The 22,436-nt window shown below is 71.9% G+C and carries 21 protein-coding genes and 1 riboswitch; of the genes, 9 read left to right on the top strand and 12 right to left on the bottom strand.

Annotated features, from left to right (window positions below; genetic code table 11):
• Positions 1 to 25: 25 nt before the first annotated feature.
• Together IA22_RS0129855 and IA22_RS0129850 are read left to right on the top strand one after the other, a co-directional pair.
• Positions 26 to 1,267, top strand: coding sequence for a Glu/Leu/Phe/Val dehydrogenase dimerization domain-containing protein (locus IA22_RS0129855; RefSeq protein ID WP_030125376.1), 1,242 nt, complete (start codon positions 26 to 28; stop codon positions 1,265 to 1,267).
• Positions 1,268 to 1,276: 9 nt separating this feature from the next.
• Positions 1,277 to 1,888, top strand: a complete 612-nt coding sequence (locus IA22_RS0129850; protein ID WP_014152764.1) for a TetR/AcrR family transcriptional regulator — start codon at positions 1,277 to 1,279, stop codon at positions 1,886 to 1,888.
• Between the two features lie 45 nt (positions 1,889 to 1,933).
• On the opposite strand, the gene IA22_RS0129845 is transcribed toward IA22_RS0129850, so the two are convergent.
• Complete coding sequence (locus IA22_RS0129845) at positions 1,934 to 2,935, bottom strand: DUF6745 domain-containing protein (protein ID WP_015579677.1); 1,002 nt, start codon at positions 2,933 to 2,935, stop codon at positions 1,934 to 1,936.
• 108 nt (positions 2,936 to 3,043) lie between these two features.
• Positions 3,044 to 3,370, bottom strand: a complete 327-nt coding sequence (locus tag IA22_RS0129840) for a hypothetical protein (RefSeq protein ID WP_030125374.1) — start codon at positions 3,368 to 3,370, stop codon at positions 3,044 to 3,046.
• 319 nt (positions 3,371 to 3,689) lie between these two features.
• Between IA22_RS0129840 and IA22_RS0129835 the strand changes: the two genes are divergently transcribed.
• From IA22_RS0129835 to IA22_RS0129805, 6 genes are all read left to right on the top strand, one after another.
• Positions 3,690 to 4,640 carry an STM4015 family protein gene (locus tag IA22_RS0129835; RefSeq protein ID WP_014152767.1) on the top strand — a complete coding sequence of 317 codons (951 nt, stop codon included), beginning with the start codon at positions 3,690 to 3,692 and terminating at the stop codon, positions 4,638 to 4,640.
• 7 nt (positions 4,641 to 4,647) lie between these two features.
• A complete protein-coding gene (locus IA22_RS0129830) occupies positions 4,648 to 5,616 on the top strand; it encodes an STM4015 family protein (RefSeq protein ID WP_014152768.1) in 969 nt (322 codons plus the stop codon).
• Positions 5,597 to 6,778, top strand: coding sequence for an STM4014 family protein (locus IA22_RS0129825; RefSeq protein ID WP_014152769.1), 1,182 nt, complete (start codon positions 5,597 to 5,599; stop codon positions 6,776 to 6,778). Before IA22_RS0129830 ends, IA22_RS0129825 begins: the two co-directional genes overlap by 20 nt.
• Positions 6,779 to 6,961: 183 nt before the next feature.
• Positions 6,962 to 7,774, top strand: a complete 813-nt coding sequence (locus IA22_RS0129815) for an STM4013/SEN3800 family hydrolase (protein ID WP_030125373.1) — start codon at positions 6,962 to 6,964, stop codon at positions 7,772 to 7,774.
• Positions 7,771 to 9,198 carry an STM4012 family radical SAM protein gene (locus IA22_RS0129810; RefSeq protein WP_030125372.1) on the top strand — a complete coding sequence of 476 codons (1,428 nt, stop codon included), beginning with the start codon at positions 7,771 to 7,773 and terminating at the stop codon, positions 9,196 to 9,198. Before IA22_RS0129815 ends, IA22_RS0129810 begins: the two co-directional genes overlap by 4 nt.
• Positions 9,199 to 9,206: 8 nt before the next feature.
• Positions 9,207 to 10,190, top strand: a complete 984-nt coding sequence (locus IA22_RS0129805) for an STM4011 family radical SAM protein (RefSeq protein ID WP_030125371.1) — start codon at positions 9,207 to 9,209, stop codon at positions 10,188 to 10,190.
• A 57-nt stretch (positions 10,191 to 10,247) separates the two neighbouring features.
• On the opposite strand, the gene IA22_RS0129800 is transcribed toward IA22_RS0129805, so the two are convergent.
• A complete protein-coding gene (locus IA22_RS0129800) occupies positions 10,248 to 11,075 on the bottom strand; it encodes an SGNH/GDSL hydrolase family protein (protein WP_014152773.1) in 828 nt (275 codons plus the stop codon).
• Positions 11,076 to 11,238: 163 nt separating this feature from the next.
• Complete coding sequence (locus IA22_RS0129795; protein ID WP_014152774.1) at positions 11,239 to 12,141, bottom strand: M23 family metallopeptidase; 903 nt, start codon at positions 12,139 to 12,141, stop codon at positions 11,239 to 11,241.
• 3 nt (positions 12,142 to 12,144) lie between these two features.
• Positions 12,145 to 12,305, bottom strand: a riboswitch (cyclic di-AMP (ydaO/yuaA leader).
• Between the two features lie 412 nt (positions 12,306 to 12,717).
• Here IA22_RS0129795 and IA22_RS0129790 point away from each other — a divergent pair.
• Positions 12,718 to 13,542, top strand: a complete 825-nt coding sequence (locus tag IA22_RS0129790) for a tyrosine-protein phosphatase (RefSeq protein ID WP_030125370.1) — start codon at positions 12,718 to 12,720, stop codon at positions 13,540 to 13,542.
• A 9-nt stretch (positions 13,543 to 13,551) separates the two neighbouring features.
• Here IA22_RS0129790 and IA22_RS37245 read toward each other — a convergent pair whose 3' ends face one another.
• The 8 genes from IA22_RS37245 to hpnE all read right to left on the bottom strand — a co-directional run bounded on the left by IA22_RS37245 (position 13,552) and on the right by hpnE (position 22,398).
• Positions 13,552 to 13,725 carry a DUF6126 family protein gene (locus IA22_RS37245; RefSeq protein ID WP_014152776.1) on the bottom strand — a complete coding sequence of 58 codons (174 nt, stop codon included), beginning with the start codon at positions 13,723 to 13,725 and terminating at the stop codon, positions 13,552 to 13,554.
• Between the two features lie 103 nt (positions 13,726 to 13,828).
• Positions 13,829 to 14,443 carry a helix-turn-helix domain-containing protein gene (locus IA22_RS0129780; RefSeq protein ID WP_030125369.1) on the bottom strand — a complete coding sequence of 205 codons (615 nt, stop codon included), beginning with the start codon at positions 14,441 to 14,443 and terminating at the stop codon, positions 13,829 to 13,831.
• A gap of 60 nt (positions 14,444 to 14,503) precedes the next feature.
• The gene (locus IA22_RS0129775) at positions 14,504 to 15,898 is read right to left on the bottom strand and encodes an aspartate aminotransferase family protein (RefSeq protein ID WP_030125368.1); all 1,395 of its coding nucleotides are present in this window, start codon (positions 15,896 to 15,898) and stop codon (positions 14,504 to 14,506) included.
• Between the two features lie 204 nt (positions 15,899 to 16,102).
• Positions 16,103 to 17,122 carry an adenosyl-hopene transferase HpnH gene (gene hpnH, locus IA22_RS0129770; RefSeq protein WP_030125367.1) on the bottom strand — a complete coding sequence of 340 codons (1,020 nt, stop codon included), beginning with the start codon at positions 17,120 to 17,122 and terminating at the stop codon, positions 16,103 to 16,105.
• A 6-nt stretch (positions 17,123 to 17,128) separates the two neighbouring features.
• Entirely contained in the window at positions 17,129 to 17,788 is a 660-nt protein-coding gene (locus IA22_RS0129765; protein ID WP_030125366.1) for a phosphorylase family protein, read from the bottom strand.
• 4 nt (positions 17,789 to 17,792) lie between these two features.
• Positions 17,793 to 19,805: a squalene--hopene cyclase gene (shc, locus tag IA22_RS0129760; RefSeq protein ID WP_015579671.1), complete on the bottom strand. Its 2,013-nt coding sequence runs from the start codon at positions 19,803 to 19,805 to the stop codon at positions 17,793 to 17,795.
• Positions 19,806 to 19,909: 104 nt separating this feature from the next.
• Complete coding sequence (locus tag IA22_RS0129755) at positions 19,910 to 21,013, bottom strand: polyprenyl synthetase family protein (protein ID WP_014152782.1); 1,104 nt, start codon at positions 21,011 to 21,013, stop codon at positions 19,910 to 19,912.
• A complete protein-coding gene (hpnE, locus tag IA22_RS0129750) occupies positions 21,010 to 22,398 on the bottom strand; it encodes a hydroxysqualene dehydroxylase HpnE (RefSeq protein ID WP_015579669.1) in 1,389 nt (462 codons plus the stop codon). Before hpnE ends, IA22_RS0129755 begins: the two co-directional genes overlap by 4 nt.
• Between the last annotated feature and the right edge of the window lie 38 nt (positions 22,399 to 22,436).

Here is a 22,436-nt window from a genome sequence, read left to right as displayed (position 1 = left end):
GCCCCGGTGACCAAGGAGCCGCTCCGTGTCGTCCCCCTCCCCCGCCCCGTTGATCTCCCTGACCTGGACGGACCACGTCACGGGCACGGAGGGGTACCTCGTCGTCGACCGGCTGGTGCGCGGGGTGTCCAGCGGTGGTCTGCGGATGCGGAAGGGCTGCACCCTCGCCGAGGTCACGGGCCTGGCCCGGGGCATGACCATGAAGGAGGCCCTGCACTTCGACGCCGACTCGCCGGCGCGCTACATCCCGCTGGGCGGCGCGAAGGGCGGTATCGACTGCGACCCCCGGGATCCGGCCGCCTACGGAGTGCTCGTCCGCTTCCTGCGGGCCGTGCGCCCGTACGTGGAGAACGTCTGGACGACCGGGGAGGACCTCGGTCTCGGCCAGGACGTCGTGGACCGGGCAGCTGAGGAAGCCGGGCTCGTCTCCACCGTCCAGGCCGTCTACCCCTTGCTGGAGGACGAACAGGAAGCCCGCCGGCGGCTGGCGGACGCCTTCGCCGTCACGGTCCGGGGGATCGGGCTGGACGAGCTGGTCGGCGGGTGCGGAGTCGCTGAGTCCGCGCTCGCCGCGCTGGACCGGGCCGGCGTGGCGCACTCCGGCACCCGGGTGTCCCTGCAGGGGCTGGGCACCATGGGGGGCGCCACGGCACGGTTCCTCTCCGACGCGGGACTGAGCATCGTCGCGGTCGCCGACGTCAAGGGCACGATCGCCAACCCGGCGGGCCTGGACGTCGAGGCGCTCCTGGCCGCACGGGACGCTCACGGGGCGGTGGACCGCGGTGCTCTGCGGGCCGAGGACCAGGAGCTGCCGGGCGATGCCTGGCTGGGCACCGATGCGGAGATCCTGGTACCGGCCGCCGTGTCGTACGCGGTCGACGCCGTGAACCAGGCTGCGATCCGCGCTCGCTGGGTGGTCGAGGCCGCGAACATGCCCGTGCTCCCCGAGGCGGAAGCACTGCTCGTCGGGCGCGGGATCACCGTGCTGCCGGATGTAGTCGTCAACTCCGCGACGAACGCGTGGTGGTGGTGGACGCTGTTCGGGGACATCGGGCCCGACGCGGAGGAGGCGTTCCGGCACACCCGCCGCTCCATGCGCGCCCTTGTCGACCGCGTGCTGGAGCGTGCGGCGGCGGACGGCTGCACACCGCGGGCGGCCGCGCACGCCCTCGCCGCCGACCGGCTGCCGGTGATGGCGGAGCGGTTCGGCTGGTACGGAGAGCCCCTCGGCCGCACGGCCCGAGACCCCGGCCGGGGCGTTGGTTAAGGTGACCGGGTGGCGAGAGTACGGCTGAGCGTGGCTGAGCGGCGGGAGGAACTCCTGCGCGCTGCCGTCGAGCAGATCGAGGTCCGTGGCGTGTCGGCGGTACGGATCGCCGATGTGGCCGCCGTCCTCGGGGTGAGCAACGCCCTGGTGCTCTACCACTTCTCGTCCAAGGAGAAGCTCGTTGCCGCGGCCTTCGCCTACGCCGCGGAGGCCGATCTCGCCCATCTGCGCAAACTGATGAGCCGGCGTACCAGCGCCGTCCGGAGGCTCAGGGCCGCCGTCCGCTGGTACGCGCCGACCGGTCAGGCCAAGGGGTGGCGGCTCTGGATCGAGGGCTGGGCCTCCTCCCTGCGTGATCCGGTGCTGCGCGAGGTCGCCGCGGACCTCGACCAGCAGTGGAAGGCCGAGCTGGCCGAGGTCATCGACGAAGGAGCCGCGGCAGGCGAGTTCCGTTGCGACGATCCCATGTCCGTGGCCTGGCGGCTGACGGCGCTCCTGGACGGGCTGGCCGTCCAGATGACGTCGTACGCCGGTCCGCTCTCCCGGGCCACCATGCTGCGGTGGACCGAACAGGCGCTCGCCCGCGAACTCGGCATCGACCACGAGGTCCTGACCGCCTGACGGCCCCGGCCGCCCGCGGCCGCCCTCGGCCGGCCGCGGGTCCGGTCAGGTCTGGCGCACCGGCGCATACGCCTCCCCGTCGAGCCCGAACGTCCAGGCCACCCCTTCCTTCGCGGTCCGGGTCCTGGGCGGCACCCGCAGCCAGTAGGTGCGGTGTGTGCCGTCGGGCTCGGGGGTGGAGTTGACGACCTCGACCATGACGACGTCCTCGTCCCCCGCCATCGCGATGCGCCACAGGATTCCGGTCTCGTCGCGGTGCACCGGCTCCGCGCCCGACTCCGCGAGATAGCGGTCGTAGCCGTAGTACTCGAGCATCACGCGACGGAGTTCGGCGTTCTCCTCGGCGCGTATGCGGTCGGGGGTCAGGCTCGCCAGGCCGTCGAGGAACTCGGCCGGCACGGGCATGCCCCGCCAGGCGTACAGGGCGAATCCGTCCGGGTAGGCGAGGGCGGGTCCGTCGGCCCGGTCGAGCCGTCCCGCCTCGTCCCGGTGAAGCGCCTCGGGTCGCTCGACGATCACCACGGCGTGCTCGTAGGGCCACCACCACCCGGCGTTCCTGGCGACCTCCGCCAGTCCGGTCAGCCGGTCGCCGCGGCCGTCGAACGCCGCGAGCCAGGCAGCGTCGTGCTGGCCGAGGACCGCGTCGAGCAGCACGAGCCGGATGGAGGACTCGTCCTCGGGCCGTGCGGCGAGCTCGGCGACCACTCCCGTTCGTATCCGCTCGGCGAGGGCGGCCGTCGTCTCCCACAGTTGTGCCCCGGTGGCGGACCACAGGGCGGACCATCCGGCCGGGCCCAACTCGTCGTACAGGCGGCGCCGTTCCTCCGCCCATGGACGGGTGCGGACCTCCTCACGCACCGAGCGCCCCGCCCCGGTCAGTTTCTCCACCACCTCGACGGCCGCCTTGGGCGAATCCGCCCAGATGACGCGTTCCGGCTCCGCGAGCCCCGCGGCTCGGTAGGCGAGCCGCACCCCGGCCTCCGCCGCTCCCCGGTCGGCCCTGCCCGTCGCCGCCGCCACGGCACGCCATGTGTTCACGAACTGCATCGGTATTCCCCGTCCCCTGTCACTGTTGTCGACCCCACCTCACCGGGCCGCACCCACCGGGCCGTCGTCGGCCACGAGGCATCGGCCCCACCGCGCACCGCGGGATGTTCAGTCCGCGACGATGCGGACCGCGCCCGGGGCGTACTCGCGCTGCCGCACGACGCGGAACCATCCCTGGGGAAGCGCTATCGCGGCGTGCTCCTCGTGGACCACGCGCCCTCCCTCGGGGAGATGGAGCAGCATCGGGCCGAAGGGCCCGGCCTCCCTCAGCAGTCGGCCGGGCCCCTGCACGGCGTGCGCGTGCCCGGTGACCTCGCCCAGCGCCAGGACCATCCTCCCCCGGCTGTCGCGCGGTTCGCCCGGTGCGTCGAGGAAGTGCCGGGGCACCTCCGACTCCTCCAGCGCCATCATCAGCACGTCGCCCTGCCGGTACACAGACGTCTCCCCTCCGTCCCGGCACACGCTGTGCCGGCGACAGGGAAAACGCTACGAGAGGGGTCTGACAACGCGGTGGCCGGCGACGGATCCAGCAGGCCGGTGACGGACAGGGCTGAGCAAGGGGCCGGTCCCGTACGGGTGTGCGTACCGCCTCCCCGGACGTACGGGTTTCCTTACCCGCCCCCGGGCGTACGGGTTGCCGTCCCACTCCTTCGGCGCCGGATCCTCGGCGGTCCGGGGCCGGTCGTCCCGTTGTCAGTGGCGCTTGATAAACCTTGCGGACATCAGTCGCCTCGAGTATCAGGAGCTCAGTGCCATGTCCGACGCGGACCGTCTGCACGAGTTGCTCGGCCTTCCGGCCGTCGAATTCCAGCGCGAGGCCGAAGAGGCCACGCGTCCCCCGGCCGGTGCCGTGGCCTGGCGCGTATCCGTCGATCCGTACGACGGGGACGTCGCCTGGGAGGCCGAGTTCGAAGCCTTCCTCGAAGCCGTCGACCCGTCAGGTGTGGAGGCTCTGATCATCGGCCAGTGGGGGGAGTCGTACGAGGAGACCTCGGCCTACCCCATCGGTCTCGTCGTCGCCGCGGCCGACCGGCTGACCTCGCTCAGGGCGGTCTTCGTCGGGGACCTGGTGGCGGAGGAGGCAGAGATCTCCTGGATCGAGCAGTCGGACGTCACGGCGCTGCTCACCGCCTTCCCGCAGCTGACCCATCTCGGTGTGCGGGGCGGCACCGGCCTGACCTTCCCCCCGGTCAAGCACGACTCCCTGCGCGGGCTCGTCATCGAGAGCGGAGGACTGCCCGCGGAGGCGCTGCGCGGCGTGCTGGACAGCGAGCTCCCCGCACTGGAAAGCCTGGATCTCTGGCTCGGGGTCTCCTCGTACGGCGGCGACGTGGTCGTCCCGGACCTGGCACCGCTGCTCGCGGGTACCCGCTTCCCACGACTGAGCCATCTCGGCCTGCGCAACAGCGAGCTGCAGAACGAGATAGCCTCGGCGATCGCTTCGGCGCCGGTCGTCGCGCAGCTCCGCACACTCGATCTGTCGAACGGCACGCTGGGCGACGAGGGCGCTGCCGCGCTGCTCGAGGGCCAGCCCCTCACCCACCTCACCTCGCTCGACCTGCACCACCACTTCCTCACCGAGCCGATGGAACGCCGCGTGGCGGAGGCCCTGGAGCCGCACGGCGTGTCGGTCGACCTGTCCGGGCGCTCCGAGCCGTGGGACGGCCTCGGCCCCGAGGGCCGCTACACCGCGGTCGCGGAGTGACGGCGCGATGACCGACATCACGCACCACGACAGCTTCCACGGCCTGCCGGTCCACACCCTGCAGCCGCCCTCCCCCACCGATCCGACGGCACCGCCCGCCGCCGGCTCGGTGGCATGGCGGCTCGACTGCTATCCGTACGAGCTGCCGTTCGAGGACGTCTGGGGGCGCTTCCTCGACGAGGTCGACACCACCGGGGTCCGGGCGCTGCTCATCGGCCCCTGGTGGGACGGGGACTACACCTCCCTCTCACCGGTCGTCGACGCGATCGTCGCCGACGCACACCGCTTCCCGGCGCTGCGGGCGCTGTTCCTCGGCGATGTGGAGAGCGAGGAGTGCGAGTTGTCCTGGCTGCAGCTGTGCGACATCACTCCGGTGCTGGAAGCTCTCCCGCTCCTGGAGGAGTTCGGCGTACGCGGCTGCGGCGACGGAGCACCGGGAGAGGGGAGCCTCCAGCTGCGACCGGTGCGCCATCAGGCGCTGAGGACGCTCCGTTTCGAGTCGGGCGGACTGCCCGGGCACGTCGTCCGCGCGGTCGGCGCGTCCGGACTGCCCGCCCTGGAACACCTGGAGCTCTGGTTCGGCTCCGAGTGGTACGGCGGTGACACCACGGTGGCGGATCTGGCGCCCGTGCTCTCCGGGGCCGCGCTCCCGCGTCTGCGTCATCTCGGACTGCAGAACAGCGAGATCCAGGACGAGATCGCCGCTGCCGTGGCCTCGGCACCGGTGGTCGCCCGACTGGAGTCGCTGTCCCTCTCGATGGGCACGCTCGGTGACTCCGGAGCACAGGCCCTGCTGGACGGCCAGCCGCTCACCCATCTGTCGGTCCTGGATCTGCACCACCACTTCCTCTCGGATCCGTTCGTCGCCCGCATCGAGGAACTCGGCGCCCGGTCGGGCGTCCAGGTCCGTCTCGACCAGGGGGACCGCTGGGACGACGAGGACGACAAGGCCCGCTATGTCGCCGTCAGCGAATAGCGGGAGGCCACGCCTCGCGGTCGTCGGCATCCCGGCCAACCGCAGGGTCGGCCTCTTCCAGGACGCCGTGCGCGCCGCCGGGCTGCCCGCCGCGCGCACGGTGTCCTGGCCGGAGGTCCTGCGCGGGGAGGCGTTCTTCCTCCCCGGGGAGACCGTGCGCGTCGACTCGCCCGGTGAGGACCCCGAGGTGGACATGCTGCTGCGCGGGGGCGACGACCCGACGAGGGTCGAGGGCTCGGCCCGCTGGTACGCGCGCTTCACCTCGGCCGTCCGGGACGTGGCACGGACCGCCGCCGCGGCGGGTGCGGTGCTCCTGGACGGTCCCCAGGACATCGCGGTGATGTTCGACAAGCGGCTCTGCCACGGGGTGCTGGACACCGCGGGGGTACCGGTGCCGGACTCCCCCACCTCGGGACCCGACGGGGACCCCGTGCGGGGGTGGGCGGACGTGCGCCGGCTGATGTCGGAGCATCGGATGCCACGGGTGTTCGTGAAGCCCGCGCACGGTTCCTCCGCCTCCGGGGTGATGGCCCTGGAGACGGCCGGCCCGGGAAGGATACGGGCGGCCACATCGGTGGAGCGGGACGAGGAGGGCCGGCTGTTCAACTCGCTGCGGGTGCGGCGCTGCACGACGGAGCGGGAGGTGGCGGCACTGGTCGACGCCCTGGCACCGGACGGTCTGCACATCGAGCGCTGGCTGCCCAAGGCGTCCCAGCGGGGGCGTGCCGCCGACCTGCGGGTCGTGGTGGTCGCGGGGCGGGCGACCCACGCCGTCGTGCGGACCAGCCGCTCCCCCATGACCAATCTGCACCTGGGTGGCACCCGCGGTGATCTCGACGGGGTACGGGCCGCCGTCGAGGCGGCGGGCGGCAGTTGGAGCGCCGCCCTGGCCGTGTGCGAACGGGCCGCGGCCTGCTTCCCGGACACGCTGTGCGTGGGCGTGGATCTGCTGCCCGCGACCGGCTGGCGCCGCTTCGCCGTCGGCGAGGTGAACGCCTTCGGTGACCTCCTGCCGCGTCTGACCGGCCTGCCGGGCAGCGGCGCGGAAGGGCTCGACACCTACGGCACGCAGGTAGCGGCCGTACTGGCGGCGTCCGCCCACCCCGTCCTGCCGGGCGGGGCCGGCGGGGCGGCCGGCAGGACGGGCGGCGAAGGCCGGTGACCGGCTCCACGTACAAGGACCGCCGCGCCACCCGCCCCGCGGACGACGGCCGCGGGAGGAGCGGCACGACGACCGACGACCGCCGGCGCACCGGCACGACGACCGAGAACCGAGCAAGGAACGACCGTGCCATCGACAGACCCTGATTCCGCGATCCGCGGTACACAGCACCCGAACCCCGACATGAACGCGATCGTGGGCAGCCACGATCTGCTGCTCGTCACCCTGGACACCCTGCGCTTCGATGTGGCCGAGGAACTCGCCGCGGCCGGGCGCATCCCCCATCTCGCCCGGCATCTGCCCGGCGGCGCCTGGGAGAAGAGGCACGCGCCGGGCAGCTTCACCTACGCCTCCCATCAGGCGATCTTCGCCGGCTTCCTGCCGACACCGGCCGCGCCAGGCCCCCATCCGAGGCTGTTCGCCGCCAGATTCGCGGGCAGCGAGTCGACCGCGGACGGCACCTTCGTCCACGAGTCCCCCGATCTCCTCTCCGGTCTCGCCGAGGTGGGCTATCGCACGGTGTGCATCGGTGGCGTGGGGTTCTTCAACCGCCGCCCCCCGCTCGGTTCGGTGCTTCCCGCCATGTTCCAGGAGAGCCACTGGGAGCCGGAGTTCGGCGTCGCCTCTCCGACGTCCTTCGAGGCGCAGGTCTCGCGCGCCGAACAGGTGGTCGCGGAACTCCCGGCCGCGCAGCGCCTGTTCCTCTTCGTCAACGTGTCGGCCCTTCACCAGCCCAACTGGTTCCACACGCCCGGCGCCACCGCCGGCGCCGGGGACTCCAGGGCCACCCACGCCGCTGCCCTGGAGTACGTGGACCGGCACATCGGACGTCTCTTCGCGGCCGCGAGCAGTCGCCGCAGGTGCTTCGCCATCGTCTGCTCCGACCACGGCACGGCGTACGGCGACGACGGTTACACCGGTCACCGGATCGGTCACGAAGCCGTGTGGACCGTGCCCTATGCCCACTTCTTCCTCGAACAGGGGGCGTCCCGATGACCGGCACCACGCTCGGCACCAGCCCGTACCGCAGTTACGTCTACGCCTATCCGCACAAGACCGCCTACCGCCCGCTCGCAGGCCGGCCCGGAGGCCGTCCGCTGCTCAGCGACCTCTGGGCGACGGAGCGCAAGGACACGCTCTCCCTCTATCTCCACATACCGTTCTGCGAGGTCCGCTGCGGTTTCTGCAATCTGTTCACCCGGATCGGCGCCCCCGACGAGCTGACGACGCGCTATCTCGACGCGCTCGACCGGCAGGCCACCGCGGTCCGCGACGCGCTGGGCGACGACGCACCGGTGCGCTTCACCTCCGCGGCGTTCGGTGGCGGTACGCCCACCTTCCTCACCGCCGGCGAGCTGGAGCGTCTCTGCGACATCGCGGAGAAGCGGATGGGCGCCGACCTGAGCGCCGTGCCGCTGTCGGTCGAGACGTCCCCCTCGACGGCGACGGCCGACCGGCTCGCCGTCCTCGCCGACCGGGGCACCACCCGCGTCAGCATCGGCGTGCAGAGCTTCGTCGACGCGGAGGCCAGGGCCGCGGTCCGCCCGCAGCACCGCTCCGAGGTGGAGTCGGCGCTCGGCAGGATCCGTGAGGCCGGCATCCCGGTCCTCAACATCGACCTGATCTACGGCATCGAGGGGCAGACCGAGGACACCTGGCGCACCTCGCTGGACGCCGCCCTGGCCTGGAGTCCGGAGGAGCTCTACCTCTACCCGTTGTACGTGCGCCCGCTGACCGGCCTCGGGCGGCTGGGGGCGGCGGCGCAGGAGGCGGGGGGTCCCGACGCCGCATGGGACGACCAGCGGCTGCGGCTGTACCGGGCGGGCCGTGACCACCTGCTGGCCCATGGGTACGAGCAGGTGTCGATGCGGATGTTCCGCCGTGCGGACGCACCGCCCGCAGGTCCTGACGACTACGCCTGCCAGACCGACGGCATGATCGGGCTCGGCTGCGGGGCACGCTCGTACACCTCCTCCTTGCACTACTCCTTCGACTACGCGGTGGAGATGCGCGAGATCCGGGGCATCATCGACGGCTTCACCACCACCACGGACTTCTCCCGGGCGGAGGTCGGCCGGTACGTCGACGGTGAGGAGGCACGCCGCCGGCATCTGCTGCAGTCGCTGCTCCAGGCCGAGGGCATGCGCTCCGCCGAGTACCGCGAGCGCTTCGGGTCGGATCCGTACGAGGACTTCCCGGCCGAGCTGGAACGGTTCGCCGCGCGGGGCTGGCTGGCCGATCCGGCGGACGGCGGCTCGCCGTCCGCCGGATCGGCGTCCGGCCGTTCTCCGGCCGGCGGTCCGGCGGCCTCCGGCCTGCTGCGTCTCTCCCCCGAGGGCCTGGCCCACTCCGACGCGCTCGGCCCCGAGCTGTTCTCCCCGGCGGTCCGGGCCGCGATGGCCGCGTACGAGGCGAAGTGAGCCGCCCCGTGAACACGGAACTGACCATTCTCTACAGGGGGCCGCTGGCCTCGTGCGACTACGACTGCCCCTACTGCCCGTTCGCCAAGCGGCGGGACACCGGGGAGCAGTTGCGGGGGGACCGGGCGGCCCTGGAGCGGTTCACCGCGTGGGCCGCCGCACAGACCGGTGACCGGCTGTCCGTGCTCTTCACCCCGTGGGGGGAGGGCCTGGTGCGGTCCTGGTACAGGAGGGCACTCGTCGAGATGTCCCTGCTGCCTCATGTCGGCAGGGTCGCCATCCAGACCAACCTCAGTGGCCGCACCGGCTGGCTGGCCGAGGCGGACCGCGACAAGGTCGCCCTGTGGTGCACCTACCACCCCGGCCAGACGCCGTACGAGCGGTTCCTCGCCCGGTGCCGGGAGCTGACGGCCCTCGGGGTGCGTCACAGCGTCGGGATCGTCGGTCTCGACGAACACCTGGAGGAGGCCCGCCGTCTGCGTTCCGCACTGCCGCCCGAGGTGTACCTCTGGGTCAACGCCGCCGAGGGGTACACCTACACGGACGAGCAGGCGAACCGCTGGACCGCCCTGGACCCGCTGTTCCCCTACAGCAGGCACCCGCACCGCTCGGCCGGGCTGCCCTGCCGGACCGGCGAGTCGGTCGTCTCGGTGGACGGCGACGGGACGGTGCGCCGCTGCCACTTCGTCCGTGCCGAGCTGGGAAATCTCTACGACGGCAGCTACCGGGACGCACTCGGCCCGCGCGGTTGCCCGCTCGACGTCTGCGACTGCCACATCGGCTATGTGCACCTGGAGACGCTGCCCCTGTACGACGTCTTCGCGGGCGGAGTGCTGGAGCGGATACCCGCCGATCCGGTACGGATGCCCCCGGGCCCGGCACCGGCGCCGGCCTGCACGCCCCCGCCCGCCGGCCCGGCACGGGCGTCCGCTCCGGACGGGCCCGTGTCACCGGGCCCGTCGCGGCGCCCGCTCCCGTTCGTCAGCCGCTGAACGGCTGCGGACACGACTCCGGGGCGGGGGCCCGACGAGGCGTCGGGTGCCGCGCGGTCAGAGCGGCAGCAGGTCGGGGCGCTTGGCCGCGACGTGGTCCCCCGAGGACTCCCCGCGCAGCCGGCGGCCGATCCACGGGACGAGGTACTCGCGCGCCCACTGGATGTCGTCGCGCCGCACCTCGAGCGCCCCGCGCTGCGCCTGCGGGGGCCACACCTGGTCGGGGTCGGCCGGCACGTCGAGGCCGAGGACCTGGGCGGCGCGCAGCGCCACGCGGGTGTGCCCCTCGGCCGAGAGGTGGAGCCGGTCGTTGTCCCAGGCCCGCCTGTCCTGCACGGACCGCAGGGACCACAGGTCCAGCACCGGGCAGTCGTAGCGGTCGGCGATGGACCGGACGTGCGCGGTGTACATGGCGATCTTGCCCCGGAGGTGCTTGAGGACGGGGATCCCACGGGTGTCGAAGCCGGTGGTGACCATGACGGTACCGACCGATCGCGTCAGGTCGGCCACCGCGCGCTCGAAGCGTTCGGCCACGTCGTCCGGGTCGGAGCCGGGACGGAGGATGTCGTTGCCGCCCGCGCAGAAGCTCACCAGATCAGGTGCCAGCTCCTTGGCGCGGGGGACCTGTTCCTCGACTATCTGGTCGAGGAGGCGTCCGCGTACGGCGAGATTGGCGTACCGGAAATACCCGTGCGGGTCGTCCACGGGGCCGACCATCGCGTCGGGGACCGGAAGCTGGTCCGCGAGAATAACCGCGAACCGGTCGGCCCAGCCGACGAGGGTCCCGCCGGGGCCGGGGTCGCCGACGCCCTCGGTGAAGCTGTCGCCAATCGCCGCGTACGACCCGATGATGCCTCGTATGTTGTTTCTCGAATCGTCTGCCACAAGGGCTTATCTTGCACCTTCGAATGTGACCTACGCGACCGTAATAAGGGGTTGACGGGTGGTGAGAAAGACCACCCGGTCAGTTTTTGGTAAAGCAGGAATAAGGGGAGGGGCGGTGCGCCTCGGCGCACCGCCCCTCCTCCGGCCCTCAGGTGGTGTGCCCTCAGATGGACACGCCGTGCGAACGCAGGTAGGCGATCGGGTCGACGTCCGAGCCGTAGCTCGGGCCGGTCCGGACCTCGAAGTGGAGGTGCGGGCCGGTGGAGTTGCCGGTGGAGCCGGAGAGGCCGATCTGCTGACCGCCGGTGACGGTCTGACCGGTCGTCACCTCGAGCGAGGACAGGTGGGCGTACTGCGAGTACATGCCGTCGCTGTGCTGGATGACGACCTCGTTGCCGTACGAGCCGCTCCAGCCGGCGGAGACCACGGTGCCCTCGCCGATGGACCGGACGCTGGTGCCGGAGGCGGCCTGGAAGTCGGAGCCGGTGTGGTAGCCGCTGGACCAGCTGGCGCCGGAGGCGCGGTACTGGGTGGTGACGTTGGCGTTCTCGACCGGTGCGGTCCAGCCGGAGGAGGTGCTCTCCGACGCGCCGGAGCCGGTGGTCTTCGCGGCGGCCTCCTGGGCCGGAGCCGCCGCCTTCTCGGCCGGGGCGGACTTCTTCGCCGTGGACGGGGCGGCCTTGGAGGGCGCGGCCTCCGCGGGGCCGGACGCCTTGGCGCCGAGCGTCAGCTTCATGCCCGGGAGGATCAGGCTCGGGTTCCCGCCGACGACGTCACGGTTGTCCTTGTACAGCTTCTGCCAGCCGCCCTTGACCTTGTGGTCGGCCGCGATCTTGGCCAGGTAGTCGCCGGAGACCACGGAGTAGGTCTTCGGGGAGCCCTTCGCCGCCGCGGCGGGAGCGCTCTGGGCGGCGACGGGCTTGGCCGGTGCCGCCTGCTCGGCGGCGTGGGCGCCGGTGGCGCCGATCAGCGGGAGGGCGAGAACGGCGCCACCGGTACCCGCGGCAAGGACGCCTCGGGAGATCGGGCCGGTCTTCGTACGACGGTGCTTGCCTTTTGCGGGCATGGGGGGTTTCCTCTCCGGCGCCTGCGAGGTGAGCTGTCGGGTTCGGACTGGAGATGTCCGGCCGCGTGAATCGCGACTTGACCCCTAGCCGTGCCGGATCGCTCCGGACGGCGGCCTACCTGGTTCCCCCGCTCCTGCCACACGTGAGTCGGTGCGGATTCCGGGCGGCGGCAGGATTAGGCGTTCCGTCCGGATTGATGGTGACCGTAAGCGAGCCGGGACGCCGCGAACAAGCCGCCGGCCGGGAACCGGAATACTCGCTTCATTTCCTTCGCGGAATTCCCGTCACACTGCGTGGATTACGGATCTTGGCTTTCCGCGCGGGGTCCGGAATACCCGTCGGCGCGTTCACCACACACCGTCACGGATATGATCCCGCTCACCCGCCTCACTCCATCTCCCGTACAAGCGGGGCATGTTCTGCTAAATGCATCAATACGGACATGTTGCCGCCGGTCGCCTCCGCGCTACCCCGGCCGCCACGACCGAGACGGTTGCCCGATGCAGCCATGTCGTATCGTCGCGAGCGTGCCCCGTCGGCGAGCGGCGCCGACGCCCGACACCCCAGGAGCCCTTGTGACGCAGCTGCCAGAGGTCCCGCCGGCCGGCCACGGACCCAAGGACGTCGACCTGACCGGCGTCCGCAACTTCCGCGACGTCGGCGGACTTCCGACCGTGGACGGCCGCACCGTGCGCTACGGGCGCCTCTACCGCAGCGGGCACCTCGCGCACGCCACCGCGACCGATGCCGCGTTCCTCGCCGGGCTCGGCCTGCACACGATCTTCGACTTCCGCAATGCCGCCGACCACAAGCTGGACGGCCTCGACGTGGAACTGCCCGGCGTCCGGAATGTGAGCATTCCCCTTTCGGACCCGGCGGACGGGGCGGAGTTCTGGCGGCTGGTGCGTGACGGGAACATCCAGCAGCTGCGCTCGATCCTGGCGGACGGCAAGGGCACGGAACGGATGGTCGCCTCGTACCGCTCGATCATCAAGGACCGCACCGCCGAACACAGCCGCGTGCTCCACGCGCTGGCGGAGGACAGCGTGCCGGCCCTGATGCACTGCGCGGCGGGCAAGGACCGTGCGGGCCTCTCGATCGCGGTCTCCCTGCTGGCGGTCGGCGTCGAGAAGGAGGCCATCGAGGCCGACTACCTCAAGTCGAACGACGCGCACCGCCGCTACCGGATCCGGCGCAGCGACACCTCGTCGGCGGGAATGTCCGACGAGGTGCTGGAACTGCTCGATCCGCTCTTCGGCGCGGAGGCCGAGTACCTGGCCGCCGCGTTCTCGACCATCGAGGAGATCTGGGGCAGCACGGACCGCTACCTCACCGAAGGGCTGAAGATCGCACCGGAGACACGCGCGAGGCTGCGCGAGCGGCTCGTCGAGGACTCGTGACGCCGGGGCTCAGCCCTTACCGGCGACCGTGAAGAGGAGGAAGAGGAAGGCCGCGATGACATGGCCGGCCACCAGGTAGGCGAAGAGCCGGATCACGACACCTCGGGGCATCCGCCGCTCCTGGGTGTCCGCGCTCTTCTGCCGGCGCGGGGTGAGCGGGTCGTAGTGCTCCGAATCGGACATGTCAGTCCTCTCTCCCGGCCTGCCGGTCGGGGTGACGGTCTGGGTGGCGGTCGGGGTGGCGGTCGGCGTGACGAAGGAATCGCACGGTGCGGGGCCTGCCGGATCAGAGCCGGTGTGCCCCGCCGCCGAGGCAGAGCTCCGCGGTCGGACTCTGCAGCAGCGTGTGGACGAACAGCAGGCGCGCCCCACCGATGTCGAGCGCCGCGATCCGGTGCGGGGTGAGTGAGTCGAAGTGCGCGCTGTCACCCGGGTCGAGGTCGTGCACGGTCTCCCCGAGCACGACGCGCAGCCGGCCGTCGAGGACGTACAGCCACTCCTCTCCGGGATGGACGCGGACGAGGTCGCCCTCGGTGCCGTAGGGGACCCGCACCCGCAGCGCCTGCATGGCACGGCCTGAGCCGCCGGCCTGGCGGTAGAGCCAGCCGCCGCCTTCCCCGCCCGCCCCCTCGAGCGGGCCGCCGCGGACGATCGCGTCACGTTCGGGCGGCATCTCGCCCAGGAGCTCGGAGACCGTCGTACCGTAGACCCGGGCGAGGCACAGCAGCATCGGCAGCGAAGGCTGCCTGCGGCCGGTTTCCAGCCGGGAGAGGTGGGCCGGGGACAGGCCGGCACGCCCGGCCGCGGCCTCCAGGGTGAGCCCACGGTTGCGGCGCAGATCTCGCAGGCGCGGCGCGATCCCGGGAAGTTCGTCGGTACTCCCGCCGTCAGGAGGATTCATTCCTCCATTGAGCCAGCACCTTTCCCCGGAGGCAAATAACTTGCCTCCGGGGCAAAATTCTCAGCGGTTGGCGACCGCCTGTTTGACCAGTGTCCGGCCGAAGTCCCACACCAGCCCGCCCCCGCTGTGCGCGTCGTCCATGACGGCGGTGAACGCGGTCACGAATCGGTCGACCTCCGGCTCCCCGATGACCAGCGGCGGGATCAGCTTGATCACCTCCAGGTGGTCGCCGGAGACCTGGGTGAGGATGCGGTGCTTCTGCAGCAGCGGCACCACGACCATCTGTGCGAAGAGCCCCTTGCGGGCGGCCTGCAGCATCGCCCACCGGCTGCGGAGCTTGAGGGAGGAGGGCCGGCCGAACTCGATGCCGATCATGAGTCCTCGTCCGCGGACCTCGTGCAGCAGTTCGTAGCGCCCGACGAGCGCGGCGAGGCGTTCGCGCAGCAGGTCACCGGTGCGACGGGCGTTCGCGACGGTCTCCTCGTCCTCCATCACGGCCAGGACGGCCAGTCCCGCCGCCATGGCCTGTGCGTTGGAGCCGAAGCTCGCCGAGTGGACGAGGACCCGGTCCATGGACGAGTAGACGCGCTTGAAGATCCAGTCCTTCCCGATCGTGGCGCCGACCGGCACGTAGCCGCCGGACAGCGCCTTGGCGACGCAGAGCAGGTCGGGCTCGACCCCCTCCTCGTGCTGGTACGCGTAGAAGTCTCCGGTCCTGCCCAGCCCGGTCTGCACCTCGTCCACGACGAGAACGGCCTTGTGCCGGTGCAGCAGGTCCTGCGCCTCCCGCAGGAAGCCGGGTGGTGAGGCGTGGACGCCCTTGCCCTGGATCGGTTCGACGACGAGCCCGGCCACGTCGCCGCGCTTCAGCTCGCGTCGCAGCGCGTCCAGGTCGCCGAGCGCGATGGCCGTGTCGGGCAGCAGGGGCGCGAACCCGTCCCGGAAGCCGCGCTCACCGTTGACGGAGAGCGAGCCGGCCGTGAGCCCGTGGAAGGCGTGGTCGCAGTAGAGGATCCGTGGCTTGCCCGTGGCGTACCGGGCGAACTTCAGGGCGGTCTCGACCGCTTCGGTACCGCTGTTGCCGAAGAACACCCGGTCCAGGTGCGGGCTGTGGGCGAGCAGCTTCTCGGCCAGCAGTCCGGGCAGTGGCTGGCAGTCGAAACGGGTGAGGTCGGCCAGCGGGGCGTCCAGGACGTCGTGGAGCGCCCGGCGTACGACGGGATGGTGCCTGCCGAGACCCATCACGCCGAAGCCGGCGAGCATGTCGAGGTAGTCGTTGCCGTCCGCGTCCCAGAAGTACGCGCCTTCGGCCCGTTCGTAGACCTTGTCGAATCCGAGGGTGTGGAGCATCCGTGGCAGCTGGTGGTTCAGGTGCCGGGTGTGCAGTTCGTAGCGCTCGGCCCCCCGTTCCTCGATGAGCCGTGCCAGGTCGAACCCCTGCGATCGGTCCTTCACGTCCCGCTCTCCTTCGGCATGCGGCGCCCTCCCGTCCCCCGTGCGGCGCTCCGGCGCGGCCTGCGGTCTCCGGCGTGAGCCCGGCCCCGGCGAGCGCCTCACCGCGGCCGCCACGGGCGAGGAACCGGCGAGGGCCGCCGGGGGCGGCGCGGGCGGCCGGACCGGGGAGGTCCCGGTGCGGCCGGCTCCGGCTCGCTCGTGTTGTCAGCGGCCCCCGCCGACGGTCTCCCGCGCCGCTCGCAGGGACTCCTTCAGCGACCCCATGGTGGCGAGCACCGCCGTGGGTTCGTACCCGCAGTGCGCCATGCAGTTGGCGCAGCGCGGGTCCTTGCCCCGGCCGTACTTGTCCCAGTCGGTGTCCTCGATGAGCTCCCGGTAGGTGGGGACGTAGCCGTCGCTCATCAGGTAGCAGGGCCGCTGCCATCCGAAGAGCGAGTAGTTGGGGATCGCCCAGGCCGTGCACGGGAAGTCGGCCTTGCCCTCGAGGAAGTCGAGGAAGAGCGGGGAGTGGTTGAGCCTCCACCGGCCGCGGTTGCCGCCCGCGAAGGACTTCTTGAAGAGCTCGCGGGTCTGCTCGACCCCCAGGAAGTGTTCCTGGTCCGGCGCCTTCTCGTAGGCGTAGGCGGGAGAGATCATCATCTCGTCCACATTGAGTTCGTCGTTGAGGTAGTTGAGGACCTCGATGACGGTCTGCGGGGTGTCCGTGTTGAAGAAGGTGGAGTTGGTGGTGACCCGGAAGCCGCGCCGCTTGGCCTCCTTCATGGCCTCCACCGCCTCGTCGAAGACCCCTTCCTTGGCCACCGACTCGTCGTGCCGCTCGCGCAGTCCGTCGATGTGCACGGCGAAGGCGAAGTAGGGCGACGGGGTGAACTTCTCCAGCTTCTTCCGCATCAGCATGGCGTTGGTGCAGAGGAAGACGTACTTCTTCCTGGCCACCAGCTGACGCACGATCTCGTCGATCTGCGGGTGCATCAGCGGTTCGCCACCGGCGATGGACACCATCGGGGCGCCCGATTCCAGCACCGCGCCGACGGCCTGCGCGACCGGCATGCGCTGCTTGAGCACTCCGGCCGGGTGCTGGATCTTGCCGCAGCCCTCGCACGCCAGATTGCAGGCGAACAAGGGTTCCAGCTCGACGATCAGCGGGAACTTCTCGCGCTTGCGGAGCTTCTGTTCGAAGAGATACGTCGCAACCTTGATGGACTGGCGAAGCGGCATGGCCATCTGGGCTCACCTCCTGGGGAGCAGCAAAGATCGGTGCCATTCATGGAAAGCCGGAAGGACGGCACGAAGAACGCGGAATGCCGATATTCCACCGCGGACCGTGCCGATACGGACGAGCTCATGCTCTGGAGCGTCCACGACCACCCGTACGGCCGCAACCGGGCGTGGGCCCGTCCGGACCGCGGTGCGCAGCGTGGCCGCGGACTCCATGTCCACCGCGACGGCACCGGCGGCCCGGAGCCCGGCCCGCTCGGCGCCCCGGACGACGTGTCCGGAGCCGGTCAGCGGGCCGGTGTGGACGGTGCGGCCGGGCACCGCCCTGACCAGTGCGTCGACCAGCAGCCCGGTTCCGGTGCAGGCGGTGGTGCCACCGGCGTCCCGGGTCTCCTCGGCCACCACGAGGTCCCCCGGGTGCATGCCCGGCTCAAGCCCGGCACAGAAGCCCGAGGCGATGACCGCGGTGCCACCGGCCCCGGGCCGTCCCAGCGCCTGGCGGACGGCGTTCTCCGCGGCCCGGGGTCCCATCCCGGACCTGATGATGCTCACGGGGCCGGGGCCCGGTTCGCCGCCCCTCCTGCCGGTCCGCAGGGCGAAGCGCTCGATGCCGAGCGCGCAGGCGATCAGCAGCGGTGTGGTGGGACCGGGCGGCACCTCGGCGCCACCCATCGGTTCAGGCCCCCTTGCCGGTGCCGGCGCCGATGGCGGTGGCGGTCGCGAAGGGGTCGCCGTAGACGTACCGGCCGAGGGCCGTCAGGGGGAACACCTGGCGGTAGAGGTGGTAGTTGATGGAGAAGTCCCAGGGGAACCCGGTCCCGGTGAAGTGGGGTTCGTCCCAGGAGCCGTCGGCCTGCTGCGTCGCGGCCAGCCAGGCGACCCCCCGCTCGACGGACCTGGTCTCCCGCTCCCCCGCGGCCAGCAGGGCGAGAAGCGCCCAGCCGGTCTGTGAGGCGGTCGAGCTGCCGTGGCCGATCCACTTCTCCTCACGGTAGGAGCGCAGGTCCTCGCCCCACCCGCCGTCGTCGTTCTGCACGGATCTCAGCCAGTCGACGGCCCTGCGCACCGAGGGGTGCGCGGCGGGCAGGCCGGCCGCGATCAGCGCGGGCACCACGGAGCCCGTTCCGTAGATGTAGTTGACGCCCCACCGGCCGAACCACGCCCCGCTAGCCTCCTGTTCGGCGAGCAGCCACTCGACGCCCCGCCGGGTGCGGGGGTCGTGCGCCCGTCCCTCGACGGCCAGCATCTCCACGACGTGTCCGGTGACGTCGGCCGACGGCGGGTCGATGACCTCGCCGAAGTCGCAGAACGGCAGCCGGTTGGGGAAAGGGCTGGTGTTGTCCGCGTCGAAGGCACCCCAGGCGCCGTTGCGCGACTGCATGCCGAGGTTCCAGCGCACCCCGCGTTCGATGGCGGCGTCGACCCTGGCCGGGTCCGGGTGGCGGACACGGCGGAGCGCCAGAGCGACCTCGGCGGTGTCGTCGATGTCGGGGTAGTTGACGTTGTGGAACTCGAACGCCCAACCGCCCGGGGCAAGTCCGGGCTTGCGGACCGCCCAGTCGCCGGGCCGCACGATCTCCTCGCCGAGCATCCAGTCCGCCGCCCTCACGAGCGCAGGGTGGTCGGGACTCACCCCCGCGTCGGCGAGGGCGATGGTGGCGAGGCAGGTGTCCCAGACCGGGGACTGGCAGGCCTCGATCATGCGGGCGCCGTCCTCCCGCCATACGGCGAACCGGTCCAGCGACTCCAGCCCGGCCCGCATGACCGGGTGGTCGAGGTCGTAGCCGAGCAGGTGCAGGGCGATGACGGAGTACACCGCGGGAGGCTGGATTCCGCCCCAGCAGCCGTCGTTCTCCTGGCGTTCGATGATCCAGCGGGCGGCCTCGTTCATGGCGATGCGCCGCAGCCGGCGCGGGGCGACCTTGTGGTAGAGGTGCAGCGCCTTGTCGAGCCGCTGGAACACCCCGTCCCAGCTGGCGGCGGGAGCGGTCGGCCTGGACGGATTGGGGCACGCCGGGTCGGTGTGCAGCTCGTCCAGGGTGAACGGGGCGGGGCGTACCGGCCGCTTCGCGGACACGATGGTGAGCGGCACGATGGTCTGGCGGGCCCAGCACCCGAAGTCGTAGATGTTGAGCGGGACCCATTTGGGGAAGAACATCAGCTCGGGCGGGAGCTCGGGCAGGTCGTCCCACTTCCACCAGCCGAAGAGCGCGAGCCAGATCCGGGTGAAGACCCGGGATTCCGCGATGCCGCCCTGTTCCCTGACCCAGCCGGCCGCGCGGATCATATGAGGGTCGTCGGGCCGGTCCCCGGCCAGCCGCAGCGCGACGTACGCCTCGACGGTGGCGGAGAGGTCGGGAGGCCCCTCGTAGAAGGTGTTCCAGGTACCGTCGCCGAGTTGCTCGCCCCGGATGAAGCGGGCCGCGGCCTTGACGGTCTCCGGGTCCTGGATGCCCAGGAACTGACGGAGCAGCAGGTCCTCCGCGTCCATGGTGACGTTGGTGGCGAGGTCGCCCTTCCACCAGCCCTGCTCGTCCTGCCTGCCGAGGAGGTGCTCCACCGAGCGCTCCGCGGCGTGCCGCGCCACGGCCATCATGTCGGGCGCGGCACTGGTCGATTCGGTCGGATCGCTCGCCGCTGCCGCGCGGAGGTTCGCGGCCCCGGTGCTTCCGTCGGTCGTCGCTGTCATGGCTTCCCCTTCGTGCAGTTTGGTCCTCTGCTGTGCTGGGGTCTCCGTCGGCGGGCGCCCCGTGGGGCGCCCGCCGGCGACTGCGAGTCATATCTGGATGGTGATCATCTCTTTCGTACGACCACGAAGTCGGCGAGCTCGGTGAGCTGCGCCCGCACTCGTTCCGGCATGTCGACGCCGTGCAGCGCCTCGATGGCTACCGCGTGCTGACGGCGGGCTTCCTGGGCGGTCCACTCGCGGCCGCCCGCCTCCTCGATGAGTGCCGCGCGGGCGGCGAACTCCTCTTCGGAGAAGCTGTCGAAGTCGCTGCTCTTGGCGTCGTCGGCGAGCAGCTCGCCGAGCCGCTCCGAGGCCGGTCCGCCCGCGGCGAGCGCGGCGACGACGGGCAGCGACTTCTTGCGCTGGCGCAGGTCGCTCCAGGTCTGCTTGCCCGTGGACTCGGGGTCGCCCCAGATCCCGAGCAGGTCGTCGACCGCCTGGAAGGCGAGGCCGAGGTGGTAGCCGTACGCCTCCAGGGTGTCGGCGGTGCGGTCGTCGGCTCCGCCGAGCACGGCGCCGATGGAGACGGCGCAGGCGAGCAGGGCGCCCGTCTTGTTGCCCTCCATCTCCAGGCACTCCTCGACGGTGACCCGCTCGCGGTGCTCGTACGAGATGTCCTGGGCCTGGCCGTCGATCAGCTTGCGGCTGGCCGTGGTGAGGCGGCGGGCAGCCCGGCCGGCCTCCACGGTGCCGAGCTCCAGCAGGACCTCGTTGGCCAGCGCGAAGAGCGCGTCGCCGACGAGGATCGCCTGGGCGGGGCCGTGCACCTTCCACACGGTGTCGCGGTGACGGCGCTGCTCGTCGCCGTCCATCAGATCGTCGTGCAGCAGCGAGAAGTTGTGCACGAGTTCGACGGCCACGGCTCCGGGGATCCCGGCCTCCGCCGGGGCGCCGGCCGCTTCTGCGGACAGCAGGGCCAGCGCGGGACGCACGGCCTTGCCGCCGTCGCCCTCGGCCGGACGGCCCTGGGCGTCGATCCAGCCGAAGTGGTAGGCCGCGACGGTGTCCATGGGCGGCGCCAGCCGGTCCACGGCAGCTCGCAGCACCGGCGCTGACAGGGCCCTTCCACGCTCCAGAAGCGCGGTGACGTCCGTGGGGTCCGCCACGGTGTCGTAAGCCGGATTCGCCGGGGTCACAGACTCTCCTCTTGTTCCGGTGGTACTGCTCATGCCGCCTCCTGCAGCGGATGTTCGTGTGGCCTGCCGAGGGCCTCGAGCGCGGCGTCCACGGCGGTGAAACCGCTGCGGACGGCGCCCTCCATCGTCGCGGGCCAGCCGGTGGCGGTCCACGCTCCCGCCAGGTGCAGCCCGGGGGCGCGGGTGTGGGTGCCCGGTCTCAGCCGCCCCACGCCCGGCGTGGGCGCGAAGGTCGCGGTGCGTTCGCGGGTGACGAAGAAGTCGCGGATCCCGGCTCCCCGCGCCGCCGGCAGGAGCCGCTCCAGCTCGGGTACGTAGCGGCGGCGCAGTTCGGCGACGGGCAGGTCGATCTCGTCCTGTGCCGCGGACTGGGACACCGCGAGGTACTGGCCGTGCCCCTGGAGGCCGGAGGACGCGGTGCGGTCGAAGACCCATTGCACCGGGGATCCGAGCGCGGCGAAGAAGGGCCTGCGCAGGACCTTGCGGTCGTAGACCACGTGGACGTTCAGGATGGGCGCGTCGGTCAGTTCGAGCAGCCGTCCCGGGTCGTCCAGCGCCCCGTCGGGCAGCAGCCGGTGGGTGTCGCCCTGCGGCACCGCGAGGACGACGGTGTCCGCGGCGAAGCGTTCACCGTCGGTCCCGACCGACCAGCGGCCGTCCTCGGTGCGCGTGAGGGAGTCGACCCGGGAACGCAGGTGGATCTCCACGCCCGCCGATTCGAGTGCCTTGCGGGCGAGGGTGTCATGGAGGTCCCCGAGCGGCACGGCCGCCCAGCCGATGTCGGCGGCGCCCGGTTCCGAGAGGAGCCCCGTCCTGAAGACCTTCGCGGCGAGCGCCGCCGAGGCGTTCGGCGCGGTGGCGTTGAGCGTGGCGACACCGACGAGGTCCCAGAGGGCCTCGATGGTGCGCTGCGACTGCCCCTGACGGCGCAGCCAGGTGGCGAAGTCGATGCCGTCGAGCGCGGGGTCGGCCGGATCGAGGCGGCCCAGTGCCAGCGCGGCGCGGGCGACGCCGGCCTTCTCCGCGAGTGAGATGTGCGGGTAGGCGGCGAGTCCGCCGGCCAGGTGCAGCGGGACGGGCAGCGCGGTACGGCGCAGTCGTCCGAGCCGGGGCCCGGCGGCCCTGCCGACGTCGAGCACGGGCACGTCGAGCCGGTCCTGCAGCGGGGCGAGGTGGGCTCCCTCGATCCGGTCGAGGAACCAGCGGTAGGCCGTGCAGCAGCGCAGGTAGACGTGCTGGCCGTTGTCGACGGACAGGTCGCCGCGCCGGAAGGAGAAGGCGAGTCCGCCGAGCCGGGGGCGGCCCTCGAGCAGCTTCACGTCGAGTCCCGCGTCGGCGAGACGCAGGGCCGCGGTGACGCCCGCGAGCCCGCCGCCGACGACGACCGCGCGGGAGTTGGCGGGGCTCCGGCCGCTCATGCCCGCTCCCTTCGCCGTGCCACGTCGGTCGGCGGCAC

The organism is Kitasatospora papulosa (assembly GCF_000717245.1).
In the GTDB taxonomy this organism is placed as follows: domain Bacteria; phylum Actinomycetota; class Actinomycetes; order Streptomycetales; family Streptomycetaceae; genus Streptomyces; species Streptomyces papulosus.
The sequence above is the reverse complement of the archived record's forward strand: the minus strand, read 5'-3'. Positions and strand labels throughout refer to the sequence as shown.

Excerpts from the sequence above, each read along its gene's own strand:
- hpnE (WP_015579669.1), bottom strand. The coding sequence starts at position 22,398 with ATGAGCGGCCGGAGCCCCGCCAACTCCCGCGCGGTCGTCGTCGGCGGC.
- IA22_RS0129815 (WP_030125373.1), top strand. The coding sequence starts at position 6,962 with ATGAACGCGATCGTGGGCAGCCACGATCTGCTGCTCGTCACCCTGGAC.
- IA22_RS0129830 (WP_014152768.1), top strand. The coding sequence starts at position 4,648 with ATGACCGACATCACGCACCACGACAGCTTCCACGGCCTGCCGGTCCAC.
- IA22_RS0129780 (WP_030125369.1), bottom strand. The coding sequence starts at position 14,443 with ATGAATCCTCCTGACGGCGGGAGTACCGACGAACTTCCCGGGATCGCG.
- IA22_RS0129825 (WP_014152769.1), top strand. The coding sequence starts at position 5,597 with ATGTCGCCGTCAGCGAATAGCGGGAGGCCACGCCTCGCGGTCGTCGGC.
- IA22_RS37245 (WP_014152776.1), bottom strand. The coding sequence starts at position 13,725 with ATGTCCGATTCGGAGCACTACGACCCGCTCACCCCGCGCCGGCAGAAG.
- IA22_RS0129810 (WP_030125372.1), top strand. The coding sequence starts at position 7,771 with ATGACCGGCACCACGCTCGGCACCAGCCCGTACCGCAGTTACGTCTAC.
- IA22_RS0129765 (WP_030125366.1), bottom strand. The coding sequence starts at position 17,788 with ATGGGTGGCGCCGAGGTGCCGCCCGGTCCCACCACACCGCTGCTGATC.
- IA22_RS0129845 (WP_015579677.1), bottom strand. The coding sequence starts at position 2,935 with ATGCAGTTCGTGAACACATGGCGTGCCGTGGCGGCGGCGACGGGCAGG.
- IA22_RS0129755 (WP_014152782.1), bottom strand. The coding sequence starts at position 21,013 with ATGAGCAGTACCACCGGAACAAGAGGAGAGTCTGTGACCCCGGCGAAT.
- hpnH (WP_030125367.1), bottom strand. The coding sequence starts at position 17,122 with ATGGCCATGCCGCTTCGCCAGTCCATCAAGGTTGCGACGTATCTCTTC.
- shc (WP_015579671.1), bottom strand. The coding sequence starts at position 19,805 with ATGACAGCGACGACCGACGGAAGCACCGGGGCCGCGAACCTCCGCGCG.
- IA22_RS0129795 (WP_014152774.1), bottom strand. The coding sequence starts at position 12,141 with ATGCCCGCAAAAGGCAAGCACCGTCGTACGAAGACCGGCCCGATCTCC.
- IA22_RS0129835 (WP_014152767.1), top strand. The coding sequence starts at position 3,690 with ATGTCCGACGCGGACCGTCTGCACGAGTTGCTCGGCCTTCCGGCCGTC.